Annotated in this window: 20 protein-coding genes; 3 read left to right on the top strand and 17 right to left on the bottom strand. The window is 68.7% G+C overall.

The window, feature by feature from the left end:
• Positions 1-431: DoxX family protein (locus tag P3W75_RS12420; protein ID WP_276227644.1), on the top strand; the 431-nt coding region annotated here is incomplete at its 5' end.
• A gap of 11 nt (positions 432-442) precedes the next feature.
• Here P3W75_RS12420 and P3W75_RS12415 read toward each other — a convergent pair.
• The gene (locus P3W75_RS12415) at positions 443-1,459 is read right to left on the bottom strand and encodes an MASE2 domain-containing protein (RefSeq protein ID WP_276227643.1); all 1,017 of its coding nucleotides are present in this window, start codon (positions 1,457-1,459) and stop codon (positions 443-445) included.
• A 409-nt stretch (positions 1,460-1,868) separates the two neighbouring features.
• Here P3W75_RS12415 and P3W75_RS12410 point away from each other — a divergent pair, with 409 nt between their 5' ends.
• Positions 1,869-2,414: a TetR/AcrR family transcriptional regulator gene (locus P3W75_RS12410; RefSeq protein WP_276227642.1), complete on the top strand. Its 546-nt coding sequence runs from the start codon at positions 1,869-1,871 to the stop codon at positions 2,412-2,414.
• Between the two features lie 21 nt (positions 2,415-2,435).
• On the opposite strand, the gene P3W75_RS12405 is transcribed toward P3W75_RS12410, so the two are convergent.
• The 14 genes from P3W75_RS12405 to P3W75_RS12340 all read right to left on the bottom strand — a co-directional run bounded on the left by P3W75_RS12405 (position 2,436) and on the right by P3W75_RS12340 (position 18,902).
• Positions 2,436-2,864 carry a TOBE domain-containing protein gene (locus P3W75_RS12405; protein WP_276227641.1) on the bottom strand — a complete coding sequence of 143 codons (429 nt, stop codon included), beginning with the start codon at positions 2,862-2,864 and terminating at the stop codon, positions 2,436-2,438.
• A 92-nt stretch (positions 2,865-2,956) separates the two neighbouring features.
• Positions 2,957-4,078: a glycosyltransferase 61 family protein gene (locus P3W75_RS12400; protein ID WP_276227640.1), complete on the bottom strand. Its 1,122-nt coding sequence runs from the start codon at positions 4,076-4,078 to the stop codon at positions 2,957-2,959.
• A gap of 67 nt (positions 4,079-4,145) precedes the next feature.
• Positions 4,146-5,291, bottom strand: coding sequence for a hypothetical protein (locus P3W75_RS12395; RefSeq protein ID WP_276227639.1), 1,146 nt, complete (start codon positions 5,289-5,291; stop codon positions 4,146-4,148).
• A gap of 288 nt (positions 5,292-5,579) precedes the next feature.
• The gene (locus P3W75_RS12390; protein WP_276227638.1) at positions 5,580-7,001 is read right to left on the bottom strand and encodes an undecaprenyl-phosphate glucose phosphotransferase; all 1,422 of its coding nucleotides are present in this window, start codon (positions 6,999-7,001) and stop codon (positions 5,580-5,582) included.
• A gap of 287 nt (positions 7,002-7,288) precedes the next feature.
• Positions 7,289-8,053 carry a WecB/TagA/CpsF family glycosyltransferase gene (locus P3W75_RS12385; protein ID WP_276227647.1) on the bottom strand — a complete coding sequence of 255 codons (765 nt, stop codon included), beginning with the start codon at positions 8,051-8,053 and terminating at the stop codon, positions 7,289-7,291.
• 8 nt (positions 8,054-8,061) lie between these two features.
• The gene (locus tag P3W75_RS12380; protein ID WP_276227637.1) at positions 8,062-9,249 is read right to left on the bottom strand and encodes a glycosyltransferase family 2 protein; all 1,188 of its coding nucleotides are present in this window, start codon (positions 9,247-9,249) and stop codon (positions 8,062-8,064) included.
• The gene (locus P3W75_RS12375; RefSeq protein ID WP_276227636.1) at positions 9,246-10,451 is read right to left on the bottom strand and encodes a glycosyltransferase; all 1,206 of its coding nucleotides are present in this window, start codon (positions 10,449-10,451) and stop codon (positions 9,246-9,248) included. The genes P3W75_RS12380 and P3W75_RS12375 overlap by 4 nt, the downstream gene beginning before the upstream one ends.
• 31 nt (positions 10,452-10,482) lie before the next feature.
• Positions 10,483-14,034 carry a DUF535 family protein gene (locus tag P3W75_RS12370; protein WP_276227635.1) on the bottom strand — a complete coding sequence of 1,184 codons (3,552 nt, stop codon included), beginning with the start codon at positions 14,032-14,034 and terminating at the stop codon, positions 10,483-10,485.
• Between the two features lie 7 nt (positions 14,035-14,041).
• Positions 14,042-15,019, bottom strand: coding sequence for a glycosyltransferase family 2 protein (locus P3W75_RS12365; RefSeq protein WP_276227646.1), 978 nt, complete (start codon positions 15,017-15,019; stop codon positions 14,042-14,044).
• 5 nt (positions 15,020-15,024) lie between these two features.
• Positions 15,025-15,588 carry a serine O-acetyltransferase gene (locus P3W75_RS12360; protein ID WP_276227634.1) on the bottom strand — a complete coding sequence of 188 codons (564 nt, stop codon included), beginning with the start codon at positions 15,586-15,588 and terminating at the stop codon, positions 15,025-15,027.
• A gap of 8 nt (positions 15,589-15,596) precedes the next feature.
• Positions 15,597-16,553 (bottom strand): glycosyltransferase family 2 protein, encoded by a 957-nt coding sequence (locus P3W75_RS12355; protein WP_276227633.1) that lies wholly within the window; start codon positions 16,551-16,553, stop codon positions 15,597-15,599.
• The gene (locus tag P3W75_RS12350; RefSeq protein ID WP_276227632.1) at positions 16,546-17,163 is read right to left on the bottom strand and encodes an acyltransferase; all 618 of its coding nucleotides are present in this window, start codon (positions 17,161-17,163) and stop codon (positions 16,546-16,548) included. The genes P3W75_RS12355 and P3W75_RS12350 overlap by 8 nt, the downstream gene beginning before the upstream one ends.
• 81 nt (positions 17,164-17,244) lie before the next feature.
• Positions 17,245-18,711, bottom strand: coding sequence for an FAD-dependent oxidoreductase (locus tag P3W75_RS12345; RefSeq protein WP_276227631.1), 1,467 nt, complete (start codon positions 18,709-18,711; stop codon positions 17,245-17,247).
• Entirely contained in the window at positions 18,708-18,902 is a 195-nt protein-coding gene (locus tag P3W75_RS12340) for a hypothetical protein (protein ID WP_276227630.1), read from the bottom strand. Before P3W75_RS12340 ends, P3W75_RS12345 begins: the two co-directional genes overlap by 4 nt.
• 239 nt (positions 18,903-19,141) lie before the next feature.
• Between P3W75_RS12340 and P3W75_RS12335 the strand changes: the two genes are divergently transcribed.
• Positions 19,142-20,695, top strand: a complete 1,554-nt coding sequence (locus tag P3W75_RS12335; RefSeq protein WP_276227629.1) for an O-antigen ligase family protein — start codon at positions 19,142-19,144, stop codon at positions 20,693-20,695.
• On the opposite strand, the gene P3W75_RS12330 is transcribed toward P3W75_RS12335, so the two are convergent.
• Complete coding sequence (locus P3W75_RS12330; RefSeq protein WP_276227628.1) at positions 20,692-21,408, bottom strand: LPS biosynthesis glycosyltransferase; 717 nt, start codon at positions 21,406-21,408, stop codon at positions 20,692-20,694. The two genes, P3W75_RS12335 and P3W75_RS12330, sit on opposite strands and share 4 nt — an antisense overlap.
• 57 nt (positions 21,409-21,465) lie before the next feature.
• On the bottom strand, positions 21,466-22,836 hold the full coding sequence (locus P3W75_RS12325; RefSeq protein WP_276227627.1) for an oligosaccharide flippase family protein: 1,371 nt from the start codon (positions 22,834-22,836) through the stop codon (positions 21,466-21,468).
• Positions 22,837-22,840: the final 4 nt, after the last annotated feature.

Genomic DNA, 22,840 nt, shown 5'->3' with positions numbered 1-22,840 from the left:
TGCGCCAGCGCTGGAACCACTTGGCCGACGGCCTGCAGCGGCTGCTCGGCGATTCCTTCCTGAGCCTGGTGGCGCGCCTGGGCATCGCCTCGATCTTCTTCCTTTCCGGGCGCACCAAGGTCGAGGGCATCCTCAGCATCACACCGAGCACCTACGAGCTGTTCCGCACCGAATACGTACTGCCGCTGGTGCCGCCGTACATCGCGGCGCACCTGGCGACCTACGCCGAGCACCTGTTCCCGATCCTCCTGGTGCTGGGCCTGGGCACGCGCCTCTCGGCCCTGGCGCTGCTGGGCATGACCACGGTGATCGAAGTCTTCGTCTATCCCGACGCCTGGCCGACGCACCTGTCCTGGGCCGGCCTGCTTCTGCTGCTGGTGGCCCGTGGCGGCGGCGCCTGGTCGCTGGACCGCGCGCTGGGCATCCGCTGAGGCGATCGCGGCTAGTGGCTGGCGGCTAGCGGCGCCGCGGCGCCGTCCAGTTCGCGGCGCGCCTGCTCCAGCCAGTCGTGCTCGCCGGCGAAGGCGCTGGCGTAGTCGACCACCGCATAGCTCAGCGACAGGCCCGAGAGCAGCGCCTCGTCGTGATCGCCGAACAGTTGCTCGATGCGCTCGATGCAGGCGCGCACGCCGCTGCCATGGGTATGCCGGAACAGCACCAGGAATTCGTCGGGCTGGCGCCGGCAGACATGGTCGGTGTTGCGCACTTCGGCCTTGATCAGGTGCCCCAGGCGCAGGCTCAGGGCTTCGGCGGTCAGGCCGCCGTAGCGCCGGCGCAGCGCGGCGTGGTCGTCGATGCGGATCAACGCCAGGCTGGCGCGCGGGCCGCCGCGACGGCAGCGACCGAACTCCTCGGCCAGCTGGTGCAACCAGGCGTCGCTGGGCAGCAGCTGGCGCTCGTCCAGGCAGTTGACCAGGGCGAACGCGCGCCGCTGGGCGTGCAGGCGCCGGGCCAGGCTGTAGCTGGTCCAGCCCACCGCCAGCGGGTAGAGGAAGAGCATCGGCAGGCAGGCCCAGATCACCCGCGAGGGAGTGTCCAGTTCGACCTTGAAGCCGATCAGCAGGCCCATCAGCGCCACGCCGGCGAGGTTGGCCAGCAGGCCCTTGAGCATGAACGCCGGGCCGTTGGCGGCGGCGTTGTGCATGGTCACCATCGACAGCAGCAACGCCGACGGCAACAGGCTGAAATGCATTACCGCCAGCCAGCCACCGGCGAACAGCGAATCCAGCAGCAGGTTGCGCAGCTCGGCGCGATACGGCTCGCGGGCGCGCACCGCGATGACCCGCGCCACGCTCGGCCAGACGAAGCCGTTGACCAGCATCCAGGCCCACACGCCAGGCGAGCCGGGGTAGATGAGTACCGCGATGAAGATGAAGCTGAGGCCACACCCCAGGCTGCGCGGCGCGTGAATCCGACGGGCGAAGCCGATACCGGCCGAGAGGCTGCTTTCCATTTCCATACATCGATCCACAGGGCGAGAAGACGCGGTGCCCGCGCATGCCGCGCGACGCCGACTGCTGCGACTCAGGTCAATAACATCCTTGTCTGACGTGCCTTTCCGGGCGGGCGAGTTATGCTTGCCCTGTGCAGGAAAGCGTCATGGAACCGTCCAGCTCACGAACTCCAGTCCCCTGCCGATAAGGAAATGTCAAAAAATCGACATGACCATAGCTGATGGCGATTTGCCCTTGTACGAGGACTGGGCGAGCATTGACGAAGTGGTCAGGAAAATCCAGCGCCCGCAGCGAGCGTGGGGCTCGTCGGTCCTGTTTTCCTGACACCTGACACGGAGCGACCCGCCACGTCCGCTGCCCGGCACGGCTGGTCAAGTTTCAAATACGATCGTATTCTAATCCAGAAGAGGCCTGATGAGTAAGCGCCCCGTCATTGACAGAGACATGGTCCTGGACGCTGCGGAAAACGTGGTGATGCAGCAGGGCGTGGCCGCCCTGACCATCGGTGAGGTGGCCCGCGCCGCGGGGATCAGCAAGGGCGGCGTGCAGTCCTGCTTCGGCACCAGGGACGGCCTTGTCGAGGCCATGTTCAACCGATGGAAAGCTGAATTCGAGACGACCGTGCGCACTATCGCCGAAGACGAAGCGGACCCGCAGGAACGCCTGCGCGCCCATGTCGCGCTGATGGCCGGCAGCGACGAGGGCCTGGGCCAGCGCGCCGCGGCCATCCTCGCCGCGATGCATAGCAACGAAGGGCTGCGCCAGCAGGCCAGCGACTGGTACCGGCCGCTGCTGCTGCAAGCTGAAGGCGACGACGACAAGAGCCGCAACACGCGCCTGGCGTTCCTCGCCGCCAAGGGCGCCTTCCTGCTGCGCTCCTTCGGCATCATGGAGATGTCCGACAGCGAATGGCAGACGATCTTCCGCGAGATCAACAGCCTGCTCGACGCCGCCGACTGACCGGCGGCCACGAGCGCGGCCTCAGGCGGGCACGCCGAGGATCACGTGGGAAGCCTTGATCACCGCGGTGGCGCTCACGCCCGGCGCCAGGCCGAGTTCGCTCACCGCGTCGCGGGTGACGATAGCGTAGACCTTGCTGCCGCCGGCCAACTCCACCACCACCTCGGCGTTCACCGCGCCATCGGTGACGCTCAGTACCTTGCCGGCCAGGCAGTTGCGCGCCGACAGGCGAATGTCGCTGGCCTCGGTCATCAGCATCACCCAGGGCGCCTTGACCAGCGCCACGGCCTCGGCGCCGGGCGCCAGCTTCAGGCTGTTCACGCTTTCCACCGTGACCACCGCCACCAGGCTCTCGCCGCCGGCAAGTTCCAGCACCACCTCGCTGTTCACCGCGCCTGGGCGCACCTCGCGCACCTTGCCCTTGAAAACGTTGCGTGCACTGACTTTCATCGGAATCTCCTGGCTGATTGAAATGCGCCCCGCCCCGGAGCGCGTCCACAACAGCGTAGGAGGCGTTCGCCGCCAGCGCCTGCGGCAGCGGCTCAGGCGGGGAACAGGTCCAGGGTGCGCTCGACTTCGTCCAGGCTGATGCGGAAGCCGTTGCCGTCGGGCGTGCCGACCACGAAGCCGAAGTGCTGGTGGTCGCGGTCCGTCAGGTATTTGTAGAAGCACACGAAACGGTTCGGCGGTTGCAGCGTCAGCACCGCGCCGCCCGGCGGCAGCACGTTGACGCCATGCACCAGTTGGCTGCCCTCGACGCCCACCACCACACGGGCCCCGGCGCAGGCCGCGACTATGCTCGGCACGTCACTCTTCGACGGGTCGAGGATGCGGAAGCCCCGGTGCTTGCGCAGGTGCTCGGCGATCTCCAGCTCGTTGCTCAGCAGGCGCAGGTCGCCGGTCTCGCCGCGCAGGATGAAGACGCCGGGGTGGGGCTGGTAGCTCACGCGGGACAGCAGCTTCTCGCCCATCGCCCGGTAGCGCAGGTGCTGGTGGCTGTTGTGGCCGAAATCGTCGAACAGCACCAGCTCGCGGAAGTACGCGCTGTGCAGGCGGGCCGGCTGCATCTCCAGCCAGGCTTCGTAATCCAGCGTCTGCGGGTACAGCGGGTACCTGGCCGTGGGCGCGATGGTCACCGGCAGGCCTTCCTCGCGGGCCAGCGCATAGGTCAGGCAGTCTTCCGCCAGCCAGGTGCCGAACCAGCGGTTGCCGTAGGGCGAGCAGTAGATCGCGCCGCGATCGACCTCCCGCTCCACGCTGATCCGCGGCAGCCAGCGCGCCCGGGTGGAGGACAGCCAGAAACTGGCGTTGTCCTTGTACAGGGCCCCGTCGATCATCATCACATCCTTGATCAGGTAGGCCCGCGTCGGGTGCTGCTCCATGCTGCCCAGGCCTTCCATGGTCCGCCGGGGGTGCTCGTAGGGAAAGAAGATCTTCTCTTCCCAGCCGGTCACCCGCTCCCACTGGCCGGGCAGGAAGAAGGCCGGCGGCGCCGGGGTGATCTCGCGTGGGGCGATGTCCCAGGACTTGCTCGCCACGCTCTTGAGGTTTGCCGCCTGCTTTCGTGCCAGTCGCCTCCGTGCGATGTGCCAGTACGCGGCAAGGCTCCAGTTCCTGCCGTTGGAACGCAGGCTGTCGCCAGCTTGCGAGGCATCGCTTTGCATGGTGGGACCGTCCTTCGGCGCTACGGCCGATGGCCAGGCGCGGGGGAGTTGCCCGCGCCCGGAACGCTCAGTTGGAGGGAACTCGTTCCATGATCGGCGGCGACTGGAAGTGCGCGTAGCGTTCGCGCAGGCTCTCCAACAGGCGCTCGCGCGGGTTCGTCGTGCAGTACAGGTAGATCTTCGCCAGCCCGCCGAAGACCATCTCGCGGTAGCGCTCGACGATCTCTTCGTCGCTCGGCCCGTCGGGCAGCCCCAGGTGCAGGGTCAGTTGCCGGCCCTCGACGGCGAACAGCGGCGAATCCCAGAGGAACTTGGCCCTTCCGGTCTTGGGCAGGCGCACGAACATGTAGGCCTGGTTGCCCAGGGTATCGATGTCGCCGCCACGGCGGCGTTTCCATTTCAGCAGCCCGTCGTCCGGCCGGGCCAGGCAATGGCCGATGTCGTAATAGTCGAAGCCGTTCTCGATGGCCCATTCCAGCGCCATGTAGGTGTTGATCGAGTTGACCTCGCGCAGCCGCTTGGCGTCGGAGAACACCGCCTCGGGGTAGCCGAAGCGCAGGGTGCTCCAGTAGCGCTTGCCGGCCCGGGTGATCACGCAGCCGAAGTGGCAGGCGACCACCTCGTCGCCTTGCAGGATCAGGTCGAGCCGGCCGACGGACTTGGCGATGCGGAACAGCTCGTCGGTGCCGAACTGCTTGGTGAACTCACCATGCCGCGCGTGGGCGTAGGGCTGCAGCATCTCGCGGTTGGCCCGGTCGATTTCCTCGTCGGTCAGCGCCTGCTGCATGCGGTACAGCGGCCGGGTCTTGCGGATGCTGCGGCGCAGTTCGCCGTCGTACTTGGCGGTGATCTCTTCCAGGGGGCGCCCCAGGGGAACCACCGCGCTCAGGTAGTGCGGCACCGACAGCGCGCCGGCGCTGGGCATCTCGCTGACCACCACCACATGCGGCGACGCCTCGGCGGCCGCGCCCTCCTCGGCCCTGGCCTGGGACTTGCCGCCGATCAGCAGCTTGGCCATGTTGCGCCGGTCCTTGCGGCCGACGTAGAGGATTTCGTAGTCGCTGTCGTTCTGCAGGCGGAACCGGGCGATCTCCCAGCGCCAGAAACAGGCGCGGCTGAGAATGTCCCGCGACCAGCCCATGGCGCTGCGTATCTCGTGGCGCAGGGAGGGAGGTATGAGTTTGCGGACCAATACCGCCACGTTCTCGTTCATGTCCTTGTCGACTTCCTGTGCAGCGTCCGTCCGGAGAAGCGGCAACGTTCGAGGGGGCTTCGATCAGCCGAAGTGGGTTGCCGAGGCGGCCAATGAAGAGTTCACATTAGGTAACAATTTGCCATCAGCAACGAGTAAAGATGCTCGCCAGGCACTTGGCAAGCGCCGCACCGACCGCTTGCAGGCTCTATTTTATGGCGTCAAATTCCCCTCCCGACGCTCTCGCCCGCGGGGTTCGCGAAGGGCTCGGAGGGCCGCCCCTGGCAGGGCGCAGGAGTGCTCCGGAAGCTAGTAGGCCTGCTTGCCGGTGAAGGCCATCAGCGTGCGCACCAGGATGATGAAGTCCAGCCAGATCGACCAGTTGTTGATGTACTCGATGTCCGAGTCGACCCGCTGGATCATCTGCTCGATGTCTCGCGTCTCGCCGCGGAAGCCGCGTACCTGGGCCAGCCCGGTGATGCCCGGCTTGATGTTGTGGCGGGCGAAATAGTCGGCGATGCCCTTGGAGTACTGCGCGTCGTGCTGGATCGCGTGGGGGCGCGGCCCCACCAGCGACATCTCGCCCTTGAGCACGTTGAACAGCTGCGGCAGTTCGTCGAGGCTGGTGCGACGGATGAAGGCGCCGACGCGGGTGGTGCGCGGGTCGTTCTTCTGCGCCTGCTTCACCTCGCCGTCCTCCGGCTGGTGCATGACCATGCTGCGGAATTTCCAGATGCGGAATACCTCGCCGCTCCAGCCCTTGCGCTCCTGGCGGAAGAACACCGGGCCGGGGCTGTCGAGCTTGATCGCCAGGGCCACGGCCAGCAGCACCGGCGCCGCCAGCAGCAGGATGAGCGCGGCCAGGACCTTGTCCTCCAGGGTCTTGAGGAACAGCCCGGTGCCCATCAGCGGCGTCTCGGCCAGGGTCAGCACGGGGATGCCGGCGATCTCCTTGACGCTGTGGTTGATCAGCCGCAGCGAGAAGATATCCGGCACCCAGTTCACCGAGATGTACTTGTCCAGCAGTTGCAGGTAGGAGGCCTTGACCACGTCCGAGCCGTCGATGGGCGTCACGAAATACACGGTGCGGATGCTGTGTTCGGTAATCACCGACTCCAGGTCGCCGATGCCGCCGAGGATCGCCAGGCGCCGCGAGCCCAGGGCCTCGGGCTGCGGCTCGTGCTTGTCGTCGACGCGGATGCAGCCGACCACCGTCTCGCCCAGCCAGGGGTTGCTGCTGATCTTGTGGTGAAGAAAGCTGGCCAGCTCCCCGGTGCCGATGATCAGCGCGTTCTCCAGGCGCGACGGCAGGGTGAGGAACTTCTTTTGCGCTTCGCGCATCACGAAATGCAGGAACAGCTGGACCAGGTAGCCGATGACGAACAGCTCGGCGACCAGCAGCCGCGAATACTCGGCGCTCTGCTTGGTGAGGAAGGCCATCACCGTCAGGAAGCAGAAGGTCGCCGTCCAGGCCTTGAACAGCTTGAAGGCCTTGAGCGAGAAACGCACGTTGCTGCGGTAGATGGCGTAGTGGTCGTAGATCACCGCCAACGCGCCGATCAGCAGCAGGAGCATGACCAGGTAGCTCGGGGTCATGTAGCCGATGTGGTAGAGGGTCAGGTACCAGGCGACGCCGATCACCGCCAGACCGTCGAGCCCCGCCTGCAGGGCGTTGCTGACGCTGCTCCGGCGCTGGAGCAGGGCGCGGCTACTTCTGGGCTCGAAACTCATGCTCGGACCTCGTTGGATGCGCCCCCACACAGACGCGCGAACGAGCGCAGGCCGGCCGGCCACGGCCCGGCGAGGGTCGTGTGGTCGGAAGCGCGAATGAGTCGTATCGAGAACGCAGATGCATGCCGCCACTCACTGCTGAGATCCTCCCTGATCCGACAACCGCCGTAGCACATGCCGGAAGACGCCGCCAACGACGCCACCCCCACTCATACCGGCAACCAGGCGACTACTGCTTTCACTGTAGCAGCACAATCCGATCGTCGCGGGCCGCCGGCCCGCGCCATTCAACGCGGTCGCGAACCCTTGACCGCCGAACGGGTCGCCACCGCGCCGCGATAGAACAGCGTGCGCAACAGGAACGCCGGGTTGCCGAGCACGTAGCGGCGGAACAACCGCCGGGGCTCCAGCAGCAAGCGGTACAACCATTCGAACCCCAGCCGGCGCATCCACGCCGGCGCACGCGAGACCTTGCCGCCGAGGAAGTCGAGGATCGCCCCGCCGCAGACGATCACGCAGGGGCCGCCGGCCTTGGCCAGGCGCGCGGCGAGCAGTTCCTGGCGGGGCATGCCCATGCCCAGCACGATCAGTTCCGGGCGCGCCTGGCGGGCCAGGTCGAGGTAGCTGTCGGCGTCGGCGAAGCCGTGCTGGACGGATACCACGCGCACACCGAACAAGGCCTCGCTGAGCCGCGCGGCCTCGTCCAGGTAGGGCTCGCGGGTACCCCACAGCGCCACCGGGCGGCCCTTGAAGGCGGCCAGCAGCTTCACGATGAAGTCGGTGCCGTTCATGTTCAGCCCCGGCGCCAGGCCCAGCCGGCGCAGCAGCACTTCCATGCCCTTGCCGTCGCGCAGGAGGATGTCGGCCCCCGCCAGCGCCTGCTGGAAGTCGGCGTCGCGGGCCACCAGGTTCATGCAGTGGGCGTTGACGAAGCCGAGCACCGTGGGCCGCTCGGCGCCGGCCAGGGCGTCGAGCAGGGCCTGTTCGTCGCTGCCGTGGCCGACCAGGCGCAAGCGCCCGATGATGCTTCGCCAACTCTCCCGCCAATCCATGTCAGGCATCAGTTCTCCTCGCGCTTGGAGCGCACCCAGGCGACCTGGCGCTTGACCAGGAAGCCGAGGTACAGGGGAATCTTCCTCAGGGCGTAGAACGGTGCGTACAGCAGCACCGAAAACGGAATCAGCCCACGCGCGAAGCGCGCCCAGGCCAGCACCACGGCGGCGCCCAGCACAACCAGCGCGGCCGTCGCCAGCGCCGCCGGCGGCAGCGTGCCGAACAGCGCGAAGGCCAGCCAGCCGAGGCCGAACAGCACGGCCACCGCCAGGCTCAGCAGGGCCAGCGGCGGCACCAGCAGGTCCAGGGTCATGGCCAGCAGGCGCGGGTCGCGGCGGCGCAGCGACTCGCCGAGCAGCCTGGGCGCGTCGCCGAGGATCACCCCCAGGTGGCCATGCTCCCAGCGCGTGCGCTGGCTGCTCTGGCCCTCCTCGCTGCTGGGGAAGAAGCTGTCCACCCGCGCCTGCGGGCAGAACAGCGGCGGCTTGCCGCGCCGGCAGAAATCGAAGCCCAGCTTCAGGTCCTCGACCAGGTGCCCGCTGGCCAGCTCCACCTCGGCGAGATCGTCCCAGGCGAAGGCCATGCCGGTGCCCATCAGCTGGCACGGCAGGCCCAGCCGCGCCCAGCCGCGCGGGCGCACCAGGTTCTTCACGCGCCAGGCGAACTCGCCGACGCGCACCTTGAGCCCGGCGCCCTCCGGCGCGTGCATGAGATCGAGCGCCTGCACCGGCCGCCCGGCCTCGACGCAGCAGCCGGCCAGCCAGCCGACGCTGCCCTCGGCGACCCGGCAATCGGCGTCGACGATGATCAGCACCCGCGGCGGGTCGGCGGCCAGGTGGCGCACCCCGAAGTCCAGCGCGTAGCCCTTGCCGCGGCGCAGCGCGTCGCTGCGCTCGATCACCTCGGCGCCCGCCGCGCGGGCCTGCTCGGCGGTGTCGTCGGAGCAGTTGTCGGCTACCACCAGCAAGCGGTCGCCGGGCAGCAGCTGCGGGCGGACGCTGGCCAGGGTGCCGAGCACCAGGCTGGATTCGTTGTGCGCCGGCACCAGCACCGCCACCCGTGGCCGCGCCCCGCGCGGCGCCGGCGGCAGCCGCGGCGGCAGGCAGGCGAGCAGCACCTGCGCCAGCAACAGCAGCGCCGGCAGCAGCGCCAGCAACGCCGGCACGGCGAGCAGCCAGCCCAGCGCGGCGGTCATGCCGGCACCTTGAAGAAGCCGCCCAGGCGGGCGGCCTCGGTGTCGATGTCGTGGCGTTCCAGCACCCGCCGATGGGCCGCGTCACCCATGCGCTGGAGGCTTTCGGCGGACTGCCCGAGGCAGTCGGCGATGGCCTCGGCCAGTTCCTCCACCGCGCCGGCGGGGAACAGCCAGCCGTTCTCGCCGGCGCGCACCAGTTCGGGAATCCCCGCCACGTAGGTGGTCAGCACCGGGCGGCGCAGGGCCATGGCTTCCATGATCACCACCGGCAGGCCCTCGGCGAAACTCGGCAGCACCAGGGCGCGCGCGGCGAGGATTTCCTCGCGGACCTGGGCGCCGCTGATCCAGCCGGTGATGCGCACCCGCCCCTGCAAGCCGTGGCGAACGACCAGCGCCTCGATCTCCGCGCGCATCTCGCCGTCACCGGCCAGCACGATCTCGAAGTCCACCGCGCGCGCCGCCAGCAGCCGCGCCGCTTCGAGCAACAGCAGCTGGCCCTTCTGCTCGCACAGCCGGCCCACGCAGACCAGCCGCGGCGCGGACGGCACGGCCACGGGCGGTACCTCGTGGAAGACTTTCTCCAGCCCGCAGTGCACCACCTTCACCTTCGCCCAGTGCTCGTGGGCCACCCAGCGGTACAGCTGGCTGCGCCCGAAGGAGCTGATGGCGGCGACGAAGGCAGCGCGCCGGACCTTCTCGCCCAGGTGGATGAACTGCGCTTTGTCGAACTCCTCCGGGCCATGCACGGTGAAGCTGTAGGCCGGCCCGCCAAGGGCGCTGACGAGCATCGCCACCTCGGCGGAATTGGTGCCGAAATGCGCGTGCACATGGGCCGCGCCGAACGCTTCCGACCACAACAGCAGTTGGCAGGCCTCGGCCAGGTAGACCAGGTGGTAGGGCCAGGCGCGGTCGGCGCGGCGGCCCATGCGCAGCGCCAGCCAGAGCGCCGCGAGGAAGCGCCGGGGGCGCGCGCGCAGCAGTTGCAGGGTCGGTTTCAGCAAGCCCTTCAGGCCACCCCTGAGCACGTAGCGGGTCTTTTCGCGCTCGGCCAGGTCCTCGCCATCCACCACCTCGTCGGCGTCCCAGCCGCGCAGGGCGACACGCTGGACCGCGAAGCCCTGGCGCTCCAGCGCGAGGATTTCGCGGCGGATGAAGCTATGGCTGACCTTGGGGTACTGGTTGATGAAGTAGGTGATGCGCATGGCGACCGTCATGGTGAGTGGTTGGCCCGAGTCAGGAGCGCGCCCGGTAGCCATCGCCCGGCTCCAGGCCGTCGATGGACGGAATGAGGCGAACGGCCGCGACCGCGGACGGCGGCGCCTGCTCGATGATCTCGGCGTAGATGCCCTGCAGTTCCAGCGCCTGGTCGCCGAACAGGGTGAGCTTGTCCTTGAACGGGTTGCGGTGCCGGCGGAAGCGCTCGGCGTCGTCGAGGATGGCGATGACGGCCTGGCGCAGGTACTGCGCGTCGCCGCTGAGCGGAATGATGTTGCCGTTGACCCCCTCGACGATGTCGTCGACCGGGCCGCCCGCGTCGGTGCTGATGATCCAGATGTCGCGCACCAGCGCTTCGCGCACGGCCAGGCCGAAGGTTTCCTTGCACTGCGTCGGGCACAGCAGGACATCCAGGCCGGCGAAGAAATCATCGATGTTCGAGGGGTCGTAGCCGGGGCTGACGTTCAGCTTGCCGGCGATCTCGCGGCCGTTCGACGCCGGGCCGAACGGCGAGCCACCGGCGATGCACAGTTCGTAGTCGGAACGTTCGAGCGAGCTGAAAACACGGGCGATCAGTTCGCTGCCCTTCATCGGGAAGGGTCCGCCCACGTAGCCGAAGCGGATCGCCTCGCCCGGGCGCTTGCGGTAGCCGGGCGCCGGCGGCAGCACGCCGTTCTTGTTGACGCGGATCTTGCCGGGGTCGAAACCGTTGGCGATGTACAGGCCCCGGGCGAACTCGCTCGGCGCCAGCAGCGCGGTGGCCTTTTTCAGGTGGCCGGCGAGCAGTTGCTGGCGGTAGTCGTTCAGCGCCGGGTCCGGCACGCACTTCGCGCAGACCTCGCTGCGCACGGTGCTCTGCCCGCAGTAGTTGCCGCGCGTGTCGATCATGAAGTAGCGCCCGCAGACCCACCAGGCGTCATGCAGCGTCACGATGAAGGGGATGCCGGCCTTGCGGCAGCTTTCCGCCACCTGCGCGCCCAGCCCCTGGACGGAGTGCAGGTGCACGATGTCCGGGGCGACGCTGGCCAGCACCGCCTCGAACAGCGGGCCGGTGGCGGGGTTCTCGAAGTCGATGCGGGTGCCCAGCGTCTCGGCCAGGCCCATGCCGATGACGGCGACCCCGTCCACTTCGTAGCGGATCAGGCTGTAGGGCAAGGCGGTGCTCAGCGGCAGCGAGGTGAAGACCAACTGTTCGAAGCGCGAGTCCGCCGCCACCAGCCGGGCCATCTGCCCGGCCACGACGGTGGCGCCGCCAATCCGCCGTGGCGCGTAGTAGGCGTTCACCGTCAGCACCCGCTTGCGCTGCCGGCTGGGTAGCGCCGGGACGACCTGGCGCAGCTGTTCCGCCATGCGCTGCGGCGAATACTGCTCCAGCACCCGGTTGCGAATACGCAGGCCGACACCTTCGCGCAACTGCCGGTCGTCCAGCAGTTCGAGCAGCGCGCGCTCCCAGCCCGCCTCGTCGTCGGCGAGGAAACCGTTGTCGCCCGCGACGATCAGCCGGCGCGGCGTGCCGCGCGGCGAGCAGACGCTGGGCAGCCCGGCCAGGGACGCGCGGAGGAATTCGGGGTGGCTTGCGGCCTCGTTGAAGCGCGTGGCCGCCAGCGGCAGCACGGCGACGTCGCACGCGGCCAGCGCGCCCGGGTAGTCGGCACGTTCGCCGGCGGCCAGGCGTTCGACCCGCTCCGCCAGGGCGTCGAACGCCTCGGGCAGCACCAGGTCGCCGATGATCCGCAGGCGCACCTGGGGGCGAGCCTGCATGACGTTGTGGATGGCCTGCGCCGCCACCTGGAAGTCCTGGTCATGCAACCGGCCTCCGAGGTCATAGAGGATGCGCGGCGTGGCGTCATCCTCGTCGCTCTGACGCCCCTCGGCGGGCGCGGCCTCCAGGCTATCTTCGATGACCACGACATCCTTCGCCCCGGCCTCGCGCATGGCCGCCGCCAGCTCGGGGGTCGCGGCGATGGCCCGGTCGCAGGCCAGCAGCGCCTGCCGGTAGGCCTCCGGCGCCGCCAGGATACGCCGCGCGCTGTCCTCGTCGAGGCCATCCAGCTCGGCGCTCTCGCGGTACTCGCGGGCATCGAAGATCAGCTCGTCGGCCTCCCAGCAGGCGCTCACCCCGAGCCGCCGGGCCTGGCCGAGCAGCAGCCCCAGCTCCGGGCGCGCCGGAAGCCTGTGGAAGATCACCACCGAGCAGGTCTGCAGGGCGCTCCAGCATTCCTGCGGGTCACGCCAGTCGAGCAGGCGGCAGCGGTAGCCCAGCGCCTCAAGCGCGTGCTGCCGCTGGCGCACCCGCTCGCGCTGGTAGCCGGGCATGCCGAGGTCGCCCACCAACACGACCTCGCCGGCGAACAAGGCGCTGGCCGGCACGCTGGGCGCCGCCAGCTCCAGTGGCACCGGCCCGCGCTGGTGATGATTCCAGAGCAGCCCCGGCCCGCGCTCGCGCAGTTCCCGGTAAAGCTTGTCCAGGGTGGCTCGCCAGCCGGCCTCGTCGACGTGCGAGCGCAGGCGCCGCACGCCCCCTTGCAGGGTCTTCAGGTAACGCAGCGGCGTCGACAGCCGCCCCGCCCTCGGCGCCGCGGCAGTCTCGGCGCCGCGCGCGACCAGCTCGCCCAGGCGCTCCCGGTGCAGGCGCAGCAGCCGTTGCCGGCGCTGTTCCTCGCCGCGCGATAACGCCGCCTCCGCCCCGGCCAGGATGCGCTCCAGCAGTTCATAGCGGCGGCGGTACATGGCGCGCTTCTTCGCCGGGATGTCCTCGGCCGCCTTCCGCGACGCAGCCATGGGCAAGCTGAAGAAATCCTCGCGGTCGGAAGGCGTCGCCTCGTGCTCCAGCCAGATGGCGTCGTAATCGGCCGCCAACTCCCGTTCGGTGTCGGCGCCGAAATACGGATGCCGATGGTGGCGGTCGCCGTCGCGCACGGCGTAGATCCTGGTCGCGCCGACGCTCCTGGCGATCCACTTGAGCACCTCGATCAGCAGGCTGCGCGGGCGCAGCCCCTCGAAGTCCTTGGTCAGGTCGCGGTAGATGGCCAGCGAGCGTTCGCTGTCCACGGTCTTGTTGAGGCCCTGCACCGAGCCGACGAAGATGCACAGCTCGTCGCCCACCTGGCGCAGGCTGAAGGCGAGCGAGGCGACCCGCAGCTCGCCCTGGAACAGGTTCAGCACCAACTCGCCTTCGCGGACGAACCACCAGGCGCGGTCGAGCACCAGGCTGCACCCGGCGGAGTACGCCGATAAATCGCCCAGCAGCAGGCTCGCGTCGCGCCCCAGGAGCAGCAGTTGCGGGCACCGCCGGGTCACCACCTCGTAGTGCGAGGCCAGCGCCTCCAGGCGCTCCGGCGCGTCCCAGCGGCGACTGACATAGGGCCAGTGGACGGCGCCGAGGCCATTCATTTCAAGCGTGGCGCGACCGCCTTCGCCCAGCGCGGCGGAGAGGCGCGCCAGCATCCGCTCCACGCTCTCGCGGTTCCGGGCGATCAGCAGCAACAGCTTCAGCCGGTTCTTCCACGCCCGTGGCGAGTGGCCGGGATGCACGACGAACAGGCTTTTCAGCAACACCCGGTAGCTCATGGGGCTCTCACTTGTATTCGATCAGCGCGGCCCGGCCGGCACCCAGCCGGTTCAGCAGGAACTTCACCTGCCCGAGCATTTCCGGAAACTTGCCCAGCACCAGGAAGAACGCGCGCTGCAGGTTCTCCCGCGGCGCGTTGCCGCCACGCCGCGCCAGGCGCAGCACCTGCAACGGATAGAGCAGCAGCAGCAACGCGCCCCAACCGCCCGACAGCGCGGCCGCGAGCACGGCCGCCAGGGGCACGCCCAGGCCCCACAACCAGGCGCGGCGCGACTCGCGCAGCCAGTGCCGCTCCGGCGCCGCGCCGTGCAGGGCCGCGCCCTCGGCGAAGGCGTAGCCGGTGCGCAGGCTGCGCCGCCACCACTGGCTGAAGCGGGTCATGGCCGCGTCGTGCAGGGTCATTTCCGCGTCCAGGCGCCAGACCTTCCAGCCGGCGCCGCGCAGGCGTACGCACAGCTCCGGCTCCTCCCCGGCGATGAGGTCCGGGCGATACCCGGCCATGGCCACGAAGGCGTCGACGCGCATCAAGGCATCGCCGCCGCAGGCCTTGGCCTCGCCCACCGGCGTGTCCCATTCCAGATCGCACAGCAGGTTGTAGACCGAGCGCTGGGGAAAGCGCTCGCGGCGCCGCCCGCACGCCACCGCCACCTGCGGCTGCGCATCGAGGAACGCCCGCGCTCGCGACAGCCAGCCGGCGGCCACCTCGCAATCGCCATCGACGAACTGCACGTAGCGCATCGCCGGCAGCAGCCTTCGCGCCACGGCGAAACCTTCGTTGCGCGCGCGCGCCGCGGTGAACGGCCGCGCCATGTCCAGCTCCAGCACTTCCACTCCGAGGCCCCGGGCCATCCGCACCGAACCGTCGGTGGAGCCGGAGTCGACGTAGACCACCAGGTCCGCCGCGCCCACCAGCGAGGCCAGGCAGCGTTCGAGGCGCTGGCCTTCGTTGCGGCCGATGACGACGACGCCGATGCCCGTGGCCACGCTGTTCATCCCGCGCCCTCCGCGCGGGACGCCGCGTCGAGCCGCTCGGGAACCTCCGCCGCCCCGCCGGGCCGGCGCTGCCTGATGGTCGCCGGCACGCCCACGGCCAGCGAGTCGTCCGGCACGTCGATGAGCACCACGGCGTTGGCGCCGATCACCACGTTGTTGCCGATGCGAATCTTGCCCAGCACCTTGGCCCCCGCGCCGATGTCGACGTTGTTGCCGAACACCGGGGCGCCCGGCTCGGCCAGGTTCTTCAGGCCGATGGTCACGCCGTTGCGGATGCGGCAGTCGTCGCCGAAGCGCGCGTAGCCGCTGACGATGATCCCGCCGAAATGGTCGATGACGAAGTTGCGGCCGATCTCCACCTCGCAGGGCAGCTCCACGCCGGTGACGATCTGCACCAGCTTGAAAAGAATCTTGTAGAGGATCGAGAAACACTTGCGCAGCGGCGCCGGGCGCACGCCGTAGCGCCAGCGCCCGAAGCGGTAGACCAGCATCACCCAGAAGCCCTGGGCGGCCCAGTCGCCCCGGTGGGCGCGCAGATCCATGCGTACGTTGTCGAACATGCCGCCCCCTATCGCGTCGGCTGGCTGGCGAAGCGGGTGTCGAACACCAAGCCCCAGACCGTCCGCGCGTGCCGCCAGAAGCCCCGCGCGCTGGGCCAGCCGCGGCCCTTGAGCAGGGCCTTGGTGGCCAGGATGAAATCGCCCAGGCTCCACAGCGCCAGGTGCAGCGCCAGGCCGGACAGGCCATGGTGCTTGCGGAAATACAGGAGCTCGCTCTCGATCTGCAGCAGCGATATCTGCCGGCCGGCCGCCTCCACCTCGGCGACCGAGCGGGAGCTTTCGCCGCCGATGTGCACCACCGTGGTATGCGGGTAGTAGACGACCTTCCAGCCGGCCTGCTTGACGCGCTTGCAGTGGTCCACCTCCTCGTAATAGAGGAAGTAGCGCGGGTCGAACAGGCCGACCTGCTCGATGACCTCGCGACGGATCAGGTAGAAGCAGCCGGGCAGCCAGTCGCATTCGCGCACCGAGGCGTGATCCCAGGTCATGTCGTCGACCATGCGCATGCCGGGGAAGAAGCGCCCCAGCCCGGTGCGCACGGCGAACAGGTTCAGCGGCGTCGGGAAGTGCCGGCAGGACGGTTGCAGCTCGCCGTCGCGGCCGACCAGGCGCACGCCGAGGATGCCGCACTCCGGGTGCGCGTCCATGTACTCGAGGGTTTTGTCGAGGCTGTCGGCGGCGACGAAGGCGTCGGTATTGAGCAGCAGCGCGTACTTGCCCTTCAGGTGCGCGACCAGCTGGTTGTTCGCCCGGCCGAAGCCGACGTTGCGCTCGTTCGCCAGCACCAGCGCCTCGGGGCAGGCCCTGGCCAGGCACGCCAGCGAGTCGTCGGCGGAGGCGTTGTCCACCACCAGGTAGTTCGCCCGGTGCGCGCCGTCCGCCCGGCGCATGGCGTCGAACATCGGTTGCAGCAGCGCCGCCGTGTTGTAGTTGACGATGAGTACGTCGAGGACCTCGCTAGTCATCGGCTCCTCCACCAAAGAAGTACTGCACCCGCATCGCCGCCAGCCTCGGCTCGAGAGCGGGATCGAAGTGGCCGCTGCGCTGGCGGATGAGGTCCATCCACGGGTACTTGGCGCAACGCTCCTCGACTTTGTTCATCAGCGCTTCGATGGTGCAGATGACCTTCGCCGGATTGCCCCCGACCACCGTTCCGGGGGGCACGTCCTTGGTCACGATGGCGCCCGCCGCGACTATCGCGTCCGGGCCGATGGTCACGCCGGGCAGGATGATCGCGCCATGCCCGACGAAACTGTTGTTGCGGATGTCGATGGCGCCGACCGAGTCCACCTGTTTCTGGTAGCAGATGTTGAACATGGCGGCCACGCCGTCGTGGCCGATCAGCGTGCAGTCCGACAGGCCGACGTTGCTGCCCAGGCGCACCAGCGCGGGGTCGGTGATGTTGCAGCCGGCATTGATCTCGACGTTGTCGCCCATGCCGTACAAGCCGCCCCAGCGCGCCAGGTACTGCGCCCACTCGCGGCCGTTGGGCCGGCAGAGCCGCTTGTAGTAGCCGCGCCCGCGGCCGGTGGACAGGAAAAAGCGAGTCAGTGCGCGCCTTATCGATTCCTTCATTCTGCTAGCCTCGCAAACTCAGTCACTCGTACGGCCGGAGCGCAGGGCGCCCCCCTCTCTTGTAATTCGAACGGACGCGGCTCAGGAGCTCCCTGCCCTGCCTCGGGACATCTGCTGGTCGAGATGCTCCGCCAGGCGCAGGGCGAACTGCAGTAGCGGCATCGTCGGGTTGCTGGCGCCGCCGGTGGCGAAGATGCTGCTGCCGGCGACGTAGAGGTTGGCGGTGCCGAACACCTTGCAGTCGCTGTCGACGACGCCGGATTCGGCCGAAGCGGCCATGCGCGTGGTCCCCATGTGATGGGCGTGGGGGGTCATGGTCAGCGGCAGGGTCGCGTCGTAGACGTACTCGTGCAGCTTGACGAAGCCCAGCCCCGAGTCGGCGAAACGCTTGGCCATTTCCAGGCCGATGACCTTGATGGTGTGCCGGTCCGCGGGGCTCAGCTGCCAGTTGATGCTGGCCTTGGGCATCCCCAGCGGGTCGCGCTCCGCGACCAGCGACACGCGGCTCTGCGGGTTGGGGAACTGTTCGATCATGGTGCCGATGGTGCCGTCGCCGGGGCAGTTGAACTTGACGATGAAATCGAGCTTGTGGGCGATGCCGATATCGCAGCTGAGGTTTTCCAGGAAATCCTTGATCTCGGCGGTCCGGCCGTAGGCGGTGACCGACTGCAGCAACGAGATGGACACGTTGCCCTTGCCCGCGTGCTGCGCCTTCACGAACGCGTCGCTGGTGTAGAACTGGCGCGGCTCGGGGTCCTGCCCTTGCTTGAGGATGAAGGTGCCCATGTCGATGTTCAGGTGTTCCATGAAGCAGCGCCCGACGAAGCCGTCCTCGCGCACCACGCCGGCGGCGGCCAGGGACTGGCTGTTGAGCAGTTGCCGGGCATTCTCGATGGCCCCGGTCGCGAGGATGAAATGCGTCGCCTTGAAGCTGTCGCGCTGGCCGTCGTAGTCGGACACCACGACCGCGCCGACACGGCCGCTGCCCGGCTCGAACTGGATGTCGACGCAATTGCAGTTGAGGAACAGTTCGAGCCCGGCGGTCTTTTCGAGGGCGTCGGCGTACTTGCTGGCGAAGCGCGTCGGCGGGCTCAGGAGGAAGCGGTCGGCGTCGAACTCGCCGCCGACCAGGGGGGCGTTGCAGGCCTTGAAATCGGCCCCCGCCGGCAGGTCGACGATGGCCATGGCCGCCGGCAGGTAGCGCTCGATGTCGGCGAAGGCGATGGGCCAGCCGGACAGGCCGCCGGGCGGCGTAGCGGAAAAGTCGGAAGGTTCGAACGGCCGGCAGCGCCCCGACCAGTGATTGGAGGTGCCGCCGAGGTAGCGCAGGCGGGTGGCCTCGGGGAACATGTCGAGGTCGCTCAGCGTGCACTGGTAGAGCGACTGCGAGCGCTGCTCGGGCTCGCGTCCGCCGCCCTCCAGCAACGCCACGCTCCACCCGGCCCCGGCCAGGTGCAAGGCCAGGGTGATGCCGGCCGGCCCGGCGCCGACGATGCAGAAGTCATAGGCATCGCGATGCGCCTTCTGCGTCTGGTAGTCCCTTATCATCCCTGCGCATCCTGGAAGTAGCGAGCGGGCAGCACCCAGCCATTGACCACGACGAAGCCGCCGTCGTCCGCGAGCCGCCGTGTTCCCGCACCCGGGAGCCGGGCTACCGCGCCCCCCATCCCCAACACCACACACGCCCTGAGAAAGCCCCTGCGATCCAGCGCAGAGGCGTCAAAGACCCACTTCTTCATGCTCCCCAGACCCGCATCGGCGAAATGATTGGGCGATCCCGTCGTGCGCTGCCGCGAAGGAAGTGCCGGCCAATCCTGGGCTTGTGCGCTACCGCCCCCGCGCGGAGCAGACACAGGCTGGCCAATGGCGGTACTTCAATCGATGGCATAGCATCGATCCCTGACCCGATGACTAGAAAATCACTATAGTCTCAATTAGCCATCCCGCTAGGCGTCGATCACCAAGGAACAGGTCCCCCATGCCTGAGCACATCCGCGCGCTGATAGTCATCCTGTTTCTGGCCGCCGTCGTCTTCATCCTGGCCCGTCGGGCGGCGACCGACCTGATCCCCGACAGCGATTTCAAGCGCCGCCGCAACCTGTGGTTCGGCCTGACGCTGCTGGCGTTCCTGTCCCACAGCTTCTGGGTGTACGCCGGCGTGACCGCGGCCCTGCTGCTGGTCATCGGGCGTCACGAGCGCAACCCGCTGGCGCTGTTCTTCATGCTGCTGTTCCTCATCCCGCCGGCCCAGGCGCAGGTGCCCGGCTTCGGCCTGATCAACTACCTGCTCGACCTCGACCATGTGCGCCTGCTGGAACTCTGCGTACTGCTGCCGGCCTACCTGACGCTGAGCCGGCAGGCTGCCACGACCTCGTTCGGGCGCCTCTGGCCCGACCGTTTCCTGGCCGCCAGCCTGGTGCTGATCAGCCTGCTCTCGCTGCGCGCCACCACGCTCACCGACACCCTGCGGCAGAGCCTGTACCTGTTCACCGACGTGTTCCTGCCCTACTACGTGGCCAGCCGGGCGCTGAGGACCGTCCAGGATTTCAAGGACGCCCTGCTCGGCTTCGTGCTGGCGGGGATGCTGCTGTCGATCGTGGCCATCTTCGAATTCGCCTGGCACTGGCTGCTGTACAGCGCCGTGGTCGGCGCCATGGGCCTGGAATGGAGCATGTCCAACTACCTCGGCCGCGGCGGTCTGCTGCGCGCCAGCGCCACCACCGGCCAGGCCATCGTGCTGGGCTACGTGATCTGCGTGGCCATCGGTTTCTACCTGTTCCTCCAGGCCGACGTGCGCAGCCGCCTGCGCCGCCGCCTGGGCGCCCTGCTGCTGGCCGGCGGGCTGTTCGCGCCGCTGTCGCGCGGCCCGTGGATCGGCGCGGTGGTCATCATCGGCGCGTTCATCGCCACCGGCCGCGGCGCGATCCGCCGCCTGGTCCCGCTGGCGCTGGCGGGGGTACTGGCGATCCCGGCGCTGGCGCTGGTGCCCGGCGGGGAAAAGCTGCTCGACCTGCTGCCCTTCATCGGCAGCGTGGACAATGAAAACATCACCTACCGCGAACGCCTGCTCGACAACTCGCTGATCACCATCCAGCGCAACCCGCTGCTCGGCTCGTTCGACTTCCGCAACACCCCGGAAATGCAGTCGATGATCCAGGGCGAGGGGATCATCGACATCGTCAACACCTACCTGGGCCTGGCGCTGAACATCGGCCTGATCGGGCTGGGGCTGTTCCTCGCCTTCTTCGCCTGCATCCTGTTCGGCATCTTCAGGGCCGTGCGCTCGTTCGCCGACCGCGACGACGAAGCCTGCCGGCTCGGCCGGGCGCTACTGGCGACCCTGCTGGGGATACTGGTGATCATCTTCACCGTCAGCAGCATCACGGTGATCCCCGTGGTGTACTGGTCGGTGGCCGGGGTCGGCGTGGCCTACGCGCGGATGGTCGCCGAACGCGCGCCGGCCCGGGCGCTGCCGGCCGCGAATGCCGGCCTGCAACTGCGCGGGCGCCCCGGCGCGCAACGGCCGGGCTAGCGGACGCGGCGCAGGGCGCCGGCCTTGAGCTTGCGCAGGAGCACCATCGCGGTACTCAGCAGCGGCGTGCGGTCCATCACGGAAAGCGCGTGCAGGTCCGTCCGCGAGGGGCGCTGGTAGCCCAGGTTCGCGGTGAAGTAGTAGGCCTGCACGCCTTGCTCCTGGCGGATGAAGGTATTCAGCGCGCCGTCGTAATGCATGGGGCCGCCGTCGGGATGCCCCGGCGGCCGCGCCAGGATCTGCAGCAGGAAGTCGCGCAGGCGCTCGATGCACTGGCCGTTCACGGCATAGAAGTGCGACAGGTGGATGGGCCGGTCCACCGCCGCCCAGGCGGGCGCGGCGGCGTTCCCTTCGAACGGGTGGCCGAAGTAGGCGAGGTCCCACTCCATGCCGTCCAGGGCCTCGATGGCCTGCCGCCCGTAGGGCCCGATGCGCCTGGAAAACTGGATGTCGTCCTCCAGCAGCAGGACGTTCCGCGCCTTCGCGCGCAGCGCATCTTCCAGTATCTCCAGGTGGCTCATGAAGCAGCCCCTGGCGCCGATGCTCGGGAAACCGGCGGCCTCGCTGGGGGTCACCGCCGGGAAGAACGCCACCTTCTCCGTCTCGATGGGGAAGCCGTTGCGTGCGAACTCGTCGATCGTCTCGCGGCGCCGGTCGGTTCTCGAGGCGATATTGACGATTCTCGCCCGGTCAAAATAGTCGATCACATTCATCCATCGGGTTCCCGTCGAAAGAATATTCGCCCACCGGCGCCGCACCGTGGGGCGGCGTCAGCGGAACAGCAGGGTCAGCAACTCGCCGCACAGCGCTCCCACGGCCAGTATCGGCAGCACGGCCAGCTCGCGCTTCCAGTCGAACATGCCCAGCTCGCGGTTCACGTAGTAGATCAGCACCAGCGTGGGCAGGGTGTGCAGCGCCACGCCCCAGATCGCCAGGTTCACCCCGCCGATGGCCAGCAGCAGCGGCAGCAGCAGCCACAGGGAGACGATGCGGATGATGTTGTCCATGGCCTGGTACTTGGTCAGGCCCAGGGCCAGCCAGATCTGGTGGGCCAGGGTGAAGCGCAGGATGAAGCAGGACAGCGAGAGGATCGCCAGCATCCTGCCGGCGCCGGCGTAGCGCGAGTCGTACAGCCAGCTGATGATCAGCGGGCTCATGGTCAGCAGCAGCCCGCAGGTGAACAGCAGCACCGCGTCCAGCAGCAGCCGGGAGCGGTAGTAGAGGACCCGCAGGCGATCCTTGTCGGTGTCCCGCGCGGCCTCGCTGAAGGCCGGCAGGGCCACGGCGCCGACCAGCCGCAGCACGCCGGTCTGGACGGCGCCGAGAATCAGCACGGCGATGGAGTAGACGCCCATCTCGGTGGCCGACATGCTGCCGCCGAACCAGATGCGGTCGCCCAGGGTGGCCAGCACCCCGGCGATCGACGACAGGAGTATCCAGCGCCCGTAGTCGACCAGCTCCTTGAGCGCGCTGCGGTCCCACGCCAGGCGGTTGTTCGGCCCCTCGAACATCAGGTGGCCGAGCAGCGTGCCGACCACCGCCGACACCAGGCCGGCGATCACCAGCGACCAGATGCTCCGGTAGAGGTAGCCCAGCACCAGCATCGCCAGCAGCGCGGTGACCTGGGTGGCCAGCTCGACCAGCACCACCTTCTTCTGCTCGAAGGCGCGCACCGCCAGGTCGACCTTGGTCGACTGCAGCCCGTAGATGATCGCCGTGAAACCGGTCACCGCCAGCACCGCGGGGAGTTCCGGGGCGGCGTAGGTGGAGTTCGCCGGCCACAGCTCGATGACCTGGGCGAACCAGGCGGCGACGGCGACCAGCAGGGTCATGCCGAACAGCACCACGCCGCGCACCAGTTGCACCGTCCAGGCGGTATTGAGGAACAGCGGGTCGTTGCCGCGCGGGCTCTGGATGATGTTCTGCCGCAGGCCGACGTCGGACAGCAGGTGCAGCAGCATCGACACGGCGCCGGCGATGGCCATGACGCTGAACATTTCCGGCACCAGCAGCCGGGTCATCACGAGGTTGCCGCCCAGGCGCATGCCCTGCGAGGCGAACAGCGCCAGGATGTTCCAGGCTCCCGCCCTGATCGCTCGCCAGCGCAGGCTCACCGATGGCGACAGCTCAATCGACGACATACCA

The organism is Pseudomonas citronellolis (genome assembly GCF_029335315.1).
GTDB classification, from domain to species: Bacteria; Pseudomonadota; Gammaproteobacteria; order Pseudomonadales; family Pseudomonadaceae; genus Pseudomonas; species Pseudomonas citronellolis_A.
This window is presented reverse-complemented; position numbering and strand designations above follow the sequence as displayed.

Excerpts from the sequence above, each read along its gene's own strand:
- P3W75_RS12415 (WP_276227643.1), bottom strand. The coding sequence starts at position 1,459 with ATGGAAATGGAAAGCAGCCTCTCGGCCGGTATCGGCTTCGCCCGTCGG.
- P3W75_RS12410 (WP_276227642.1), top strand. The coding sequence starts at position 1,869 with ATGAGTAAGCGCCCCGTCATTGACAGAGACATGGTCCTGGACGCTGCG.
- P3W75_RS12405 (WP_276227641.1), bottom strand. The coding sequence starts at position 2,864 with ATGAAAGTCAGTGCACGCAACGTTTTCAAGGGCAAGGTGCGCGAGGTG.
- P3W75_RS12400 (WP_276227640.1), bottom strand. The coding sequence starts at position 4,078 with ATGCAAAGCGATGCCTCGCAAGCTGGCGACAGCCTGCGTTCCAACGGC.
- P3W75_RS12395 (WP_276227639.1), bottom strand. The coding sequence starts at position 5,291 with ATGAACGAGAACGTGGCGGTATTGGTCCGCAAACTCATACCTCCCTCC.
- P3W75_RS12390 (WP_276227638.1), bottom strand. The coding sequence starts at position 7,001 with ATGAGTTTCGAGCCCAGAAGTAGCCGCGCCCTGCTCCAGCGCCGGAGC.
- P3W75_RS12385 (WP_276227647.1), bottom strand. The coding sequence starts at position 8,053 with ATGGATTGGCGGGAGAGTTGGCGAAGCATCATCGGGCGCTTGCGCCTG.
- P3W75_RS12380 (WP_276227637.1), bottom strand. The coding sequence starts at position 9,249 with ATGACCGCCGCGCTGGGCTGGCTGCTCGCCGTGCCGGCGTTGCTGGCG.
- P3W75_RS12375 (WP_276227636.1), bottom strand. The coding sequence starts at position 10,451 with ATGCGCATCACCTACTTCATCAACCAGTACCCCAAGGTCAGCCATAGC.
- P3W75_RS12370 (WP_276227635.1), bottom strand. The coding sequence starts at position 14,034 with ATGAGCTACCGGGTGTTGCTGAAAAGCCTGTTCGTCGTGCATCCCGGC.
- P3W75_RS12360 (WP_276227634.1), bottom strand. The coding sequence starts at position 15,588 with ATGTTCGACAACGTACGCATGGATCTGCGCGCCCACCGGGGCGACTGG.
- P3W75_RS12355 (WP_276227633.1), bottom strand. The coding sequence starts at position 16,553 with ATGACTAGCGAGGTCCTCGACGTACTCATCGTCAACTACAACACGGCG.
- P3W75_RS12350 (WP_276227632.1), bottom strand. The coding sequence starts at position 17,163 with ATGAAGGAATCGATAAGGCGCGCACTGACTCGCTTTTTCCTGTCCACC.
- P3W75_RS12345 (WP_276227631.1), bottom strand. The coding sequence starts at position 18,711 with ATGATAAGGGACTACCAGACGCAGAAGGCGCATCGCGATGCCTATGAC.
- P3W75_RS12340 (WP_276227630.1), bottom strand. The coding sequence starts at position 18,902 with ATGAAGAAGTGGGTCTTTGACGCCTCTGCGCTGGATCGCAGGGGCTTT.
- P3W75_RS12335 (WP_276227629.1), top strand. The coding sequence starts at position 19,142 with ATGCCTGAGCACATCCGCGCGCTGATAGTCATCCTGTTTCTGGCCGCC.
- P3W75_RS12330 (WP_276227628.1), bottom strand. The coding sequence starts at position 21,408 with ATGAATGTGATCGACTATTTTGACCGGGCGAGAATCGTCAATATCGCC.
- P3W75_RS12325 (WP_276227627.1), bottom strand. The coding sequence starts at position 22,836 with ATGTCGTCGATTGAGCTGTCGCCATCGGTGAGCCTGCGCTGGCGAGCG.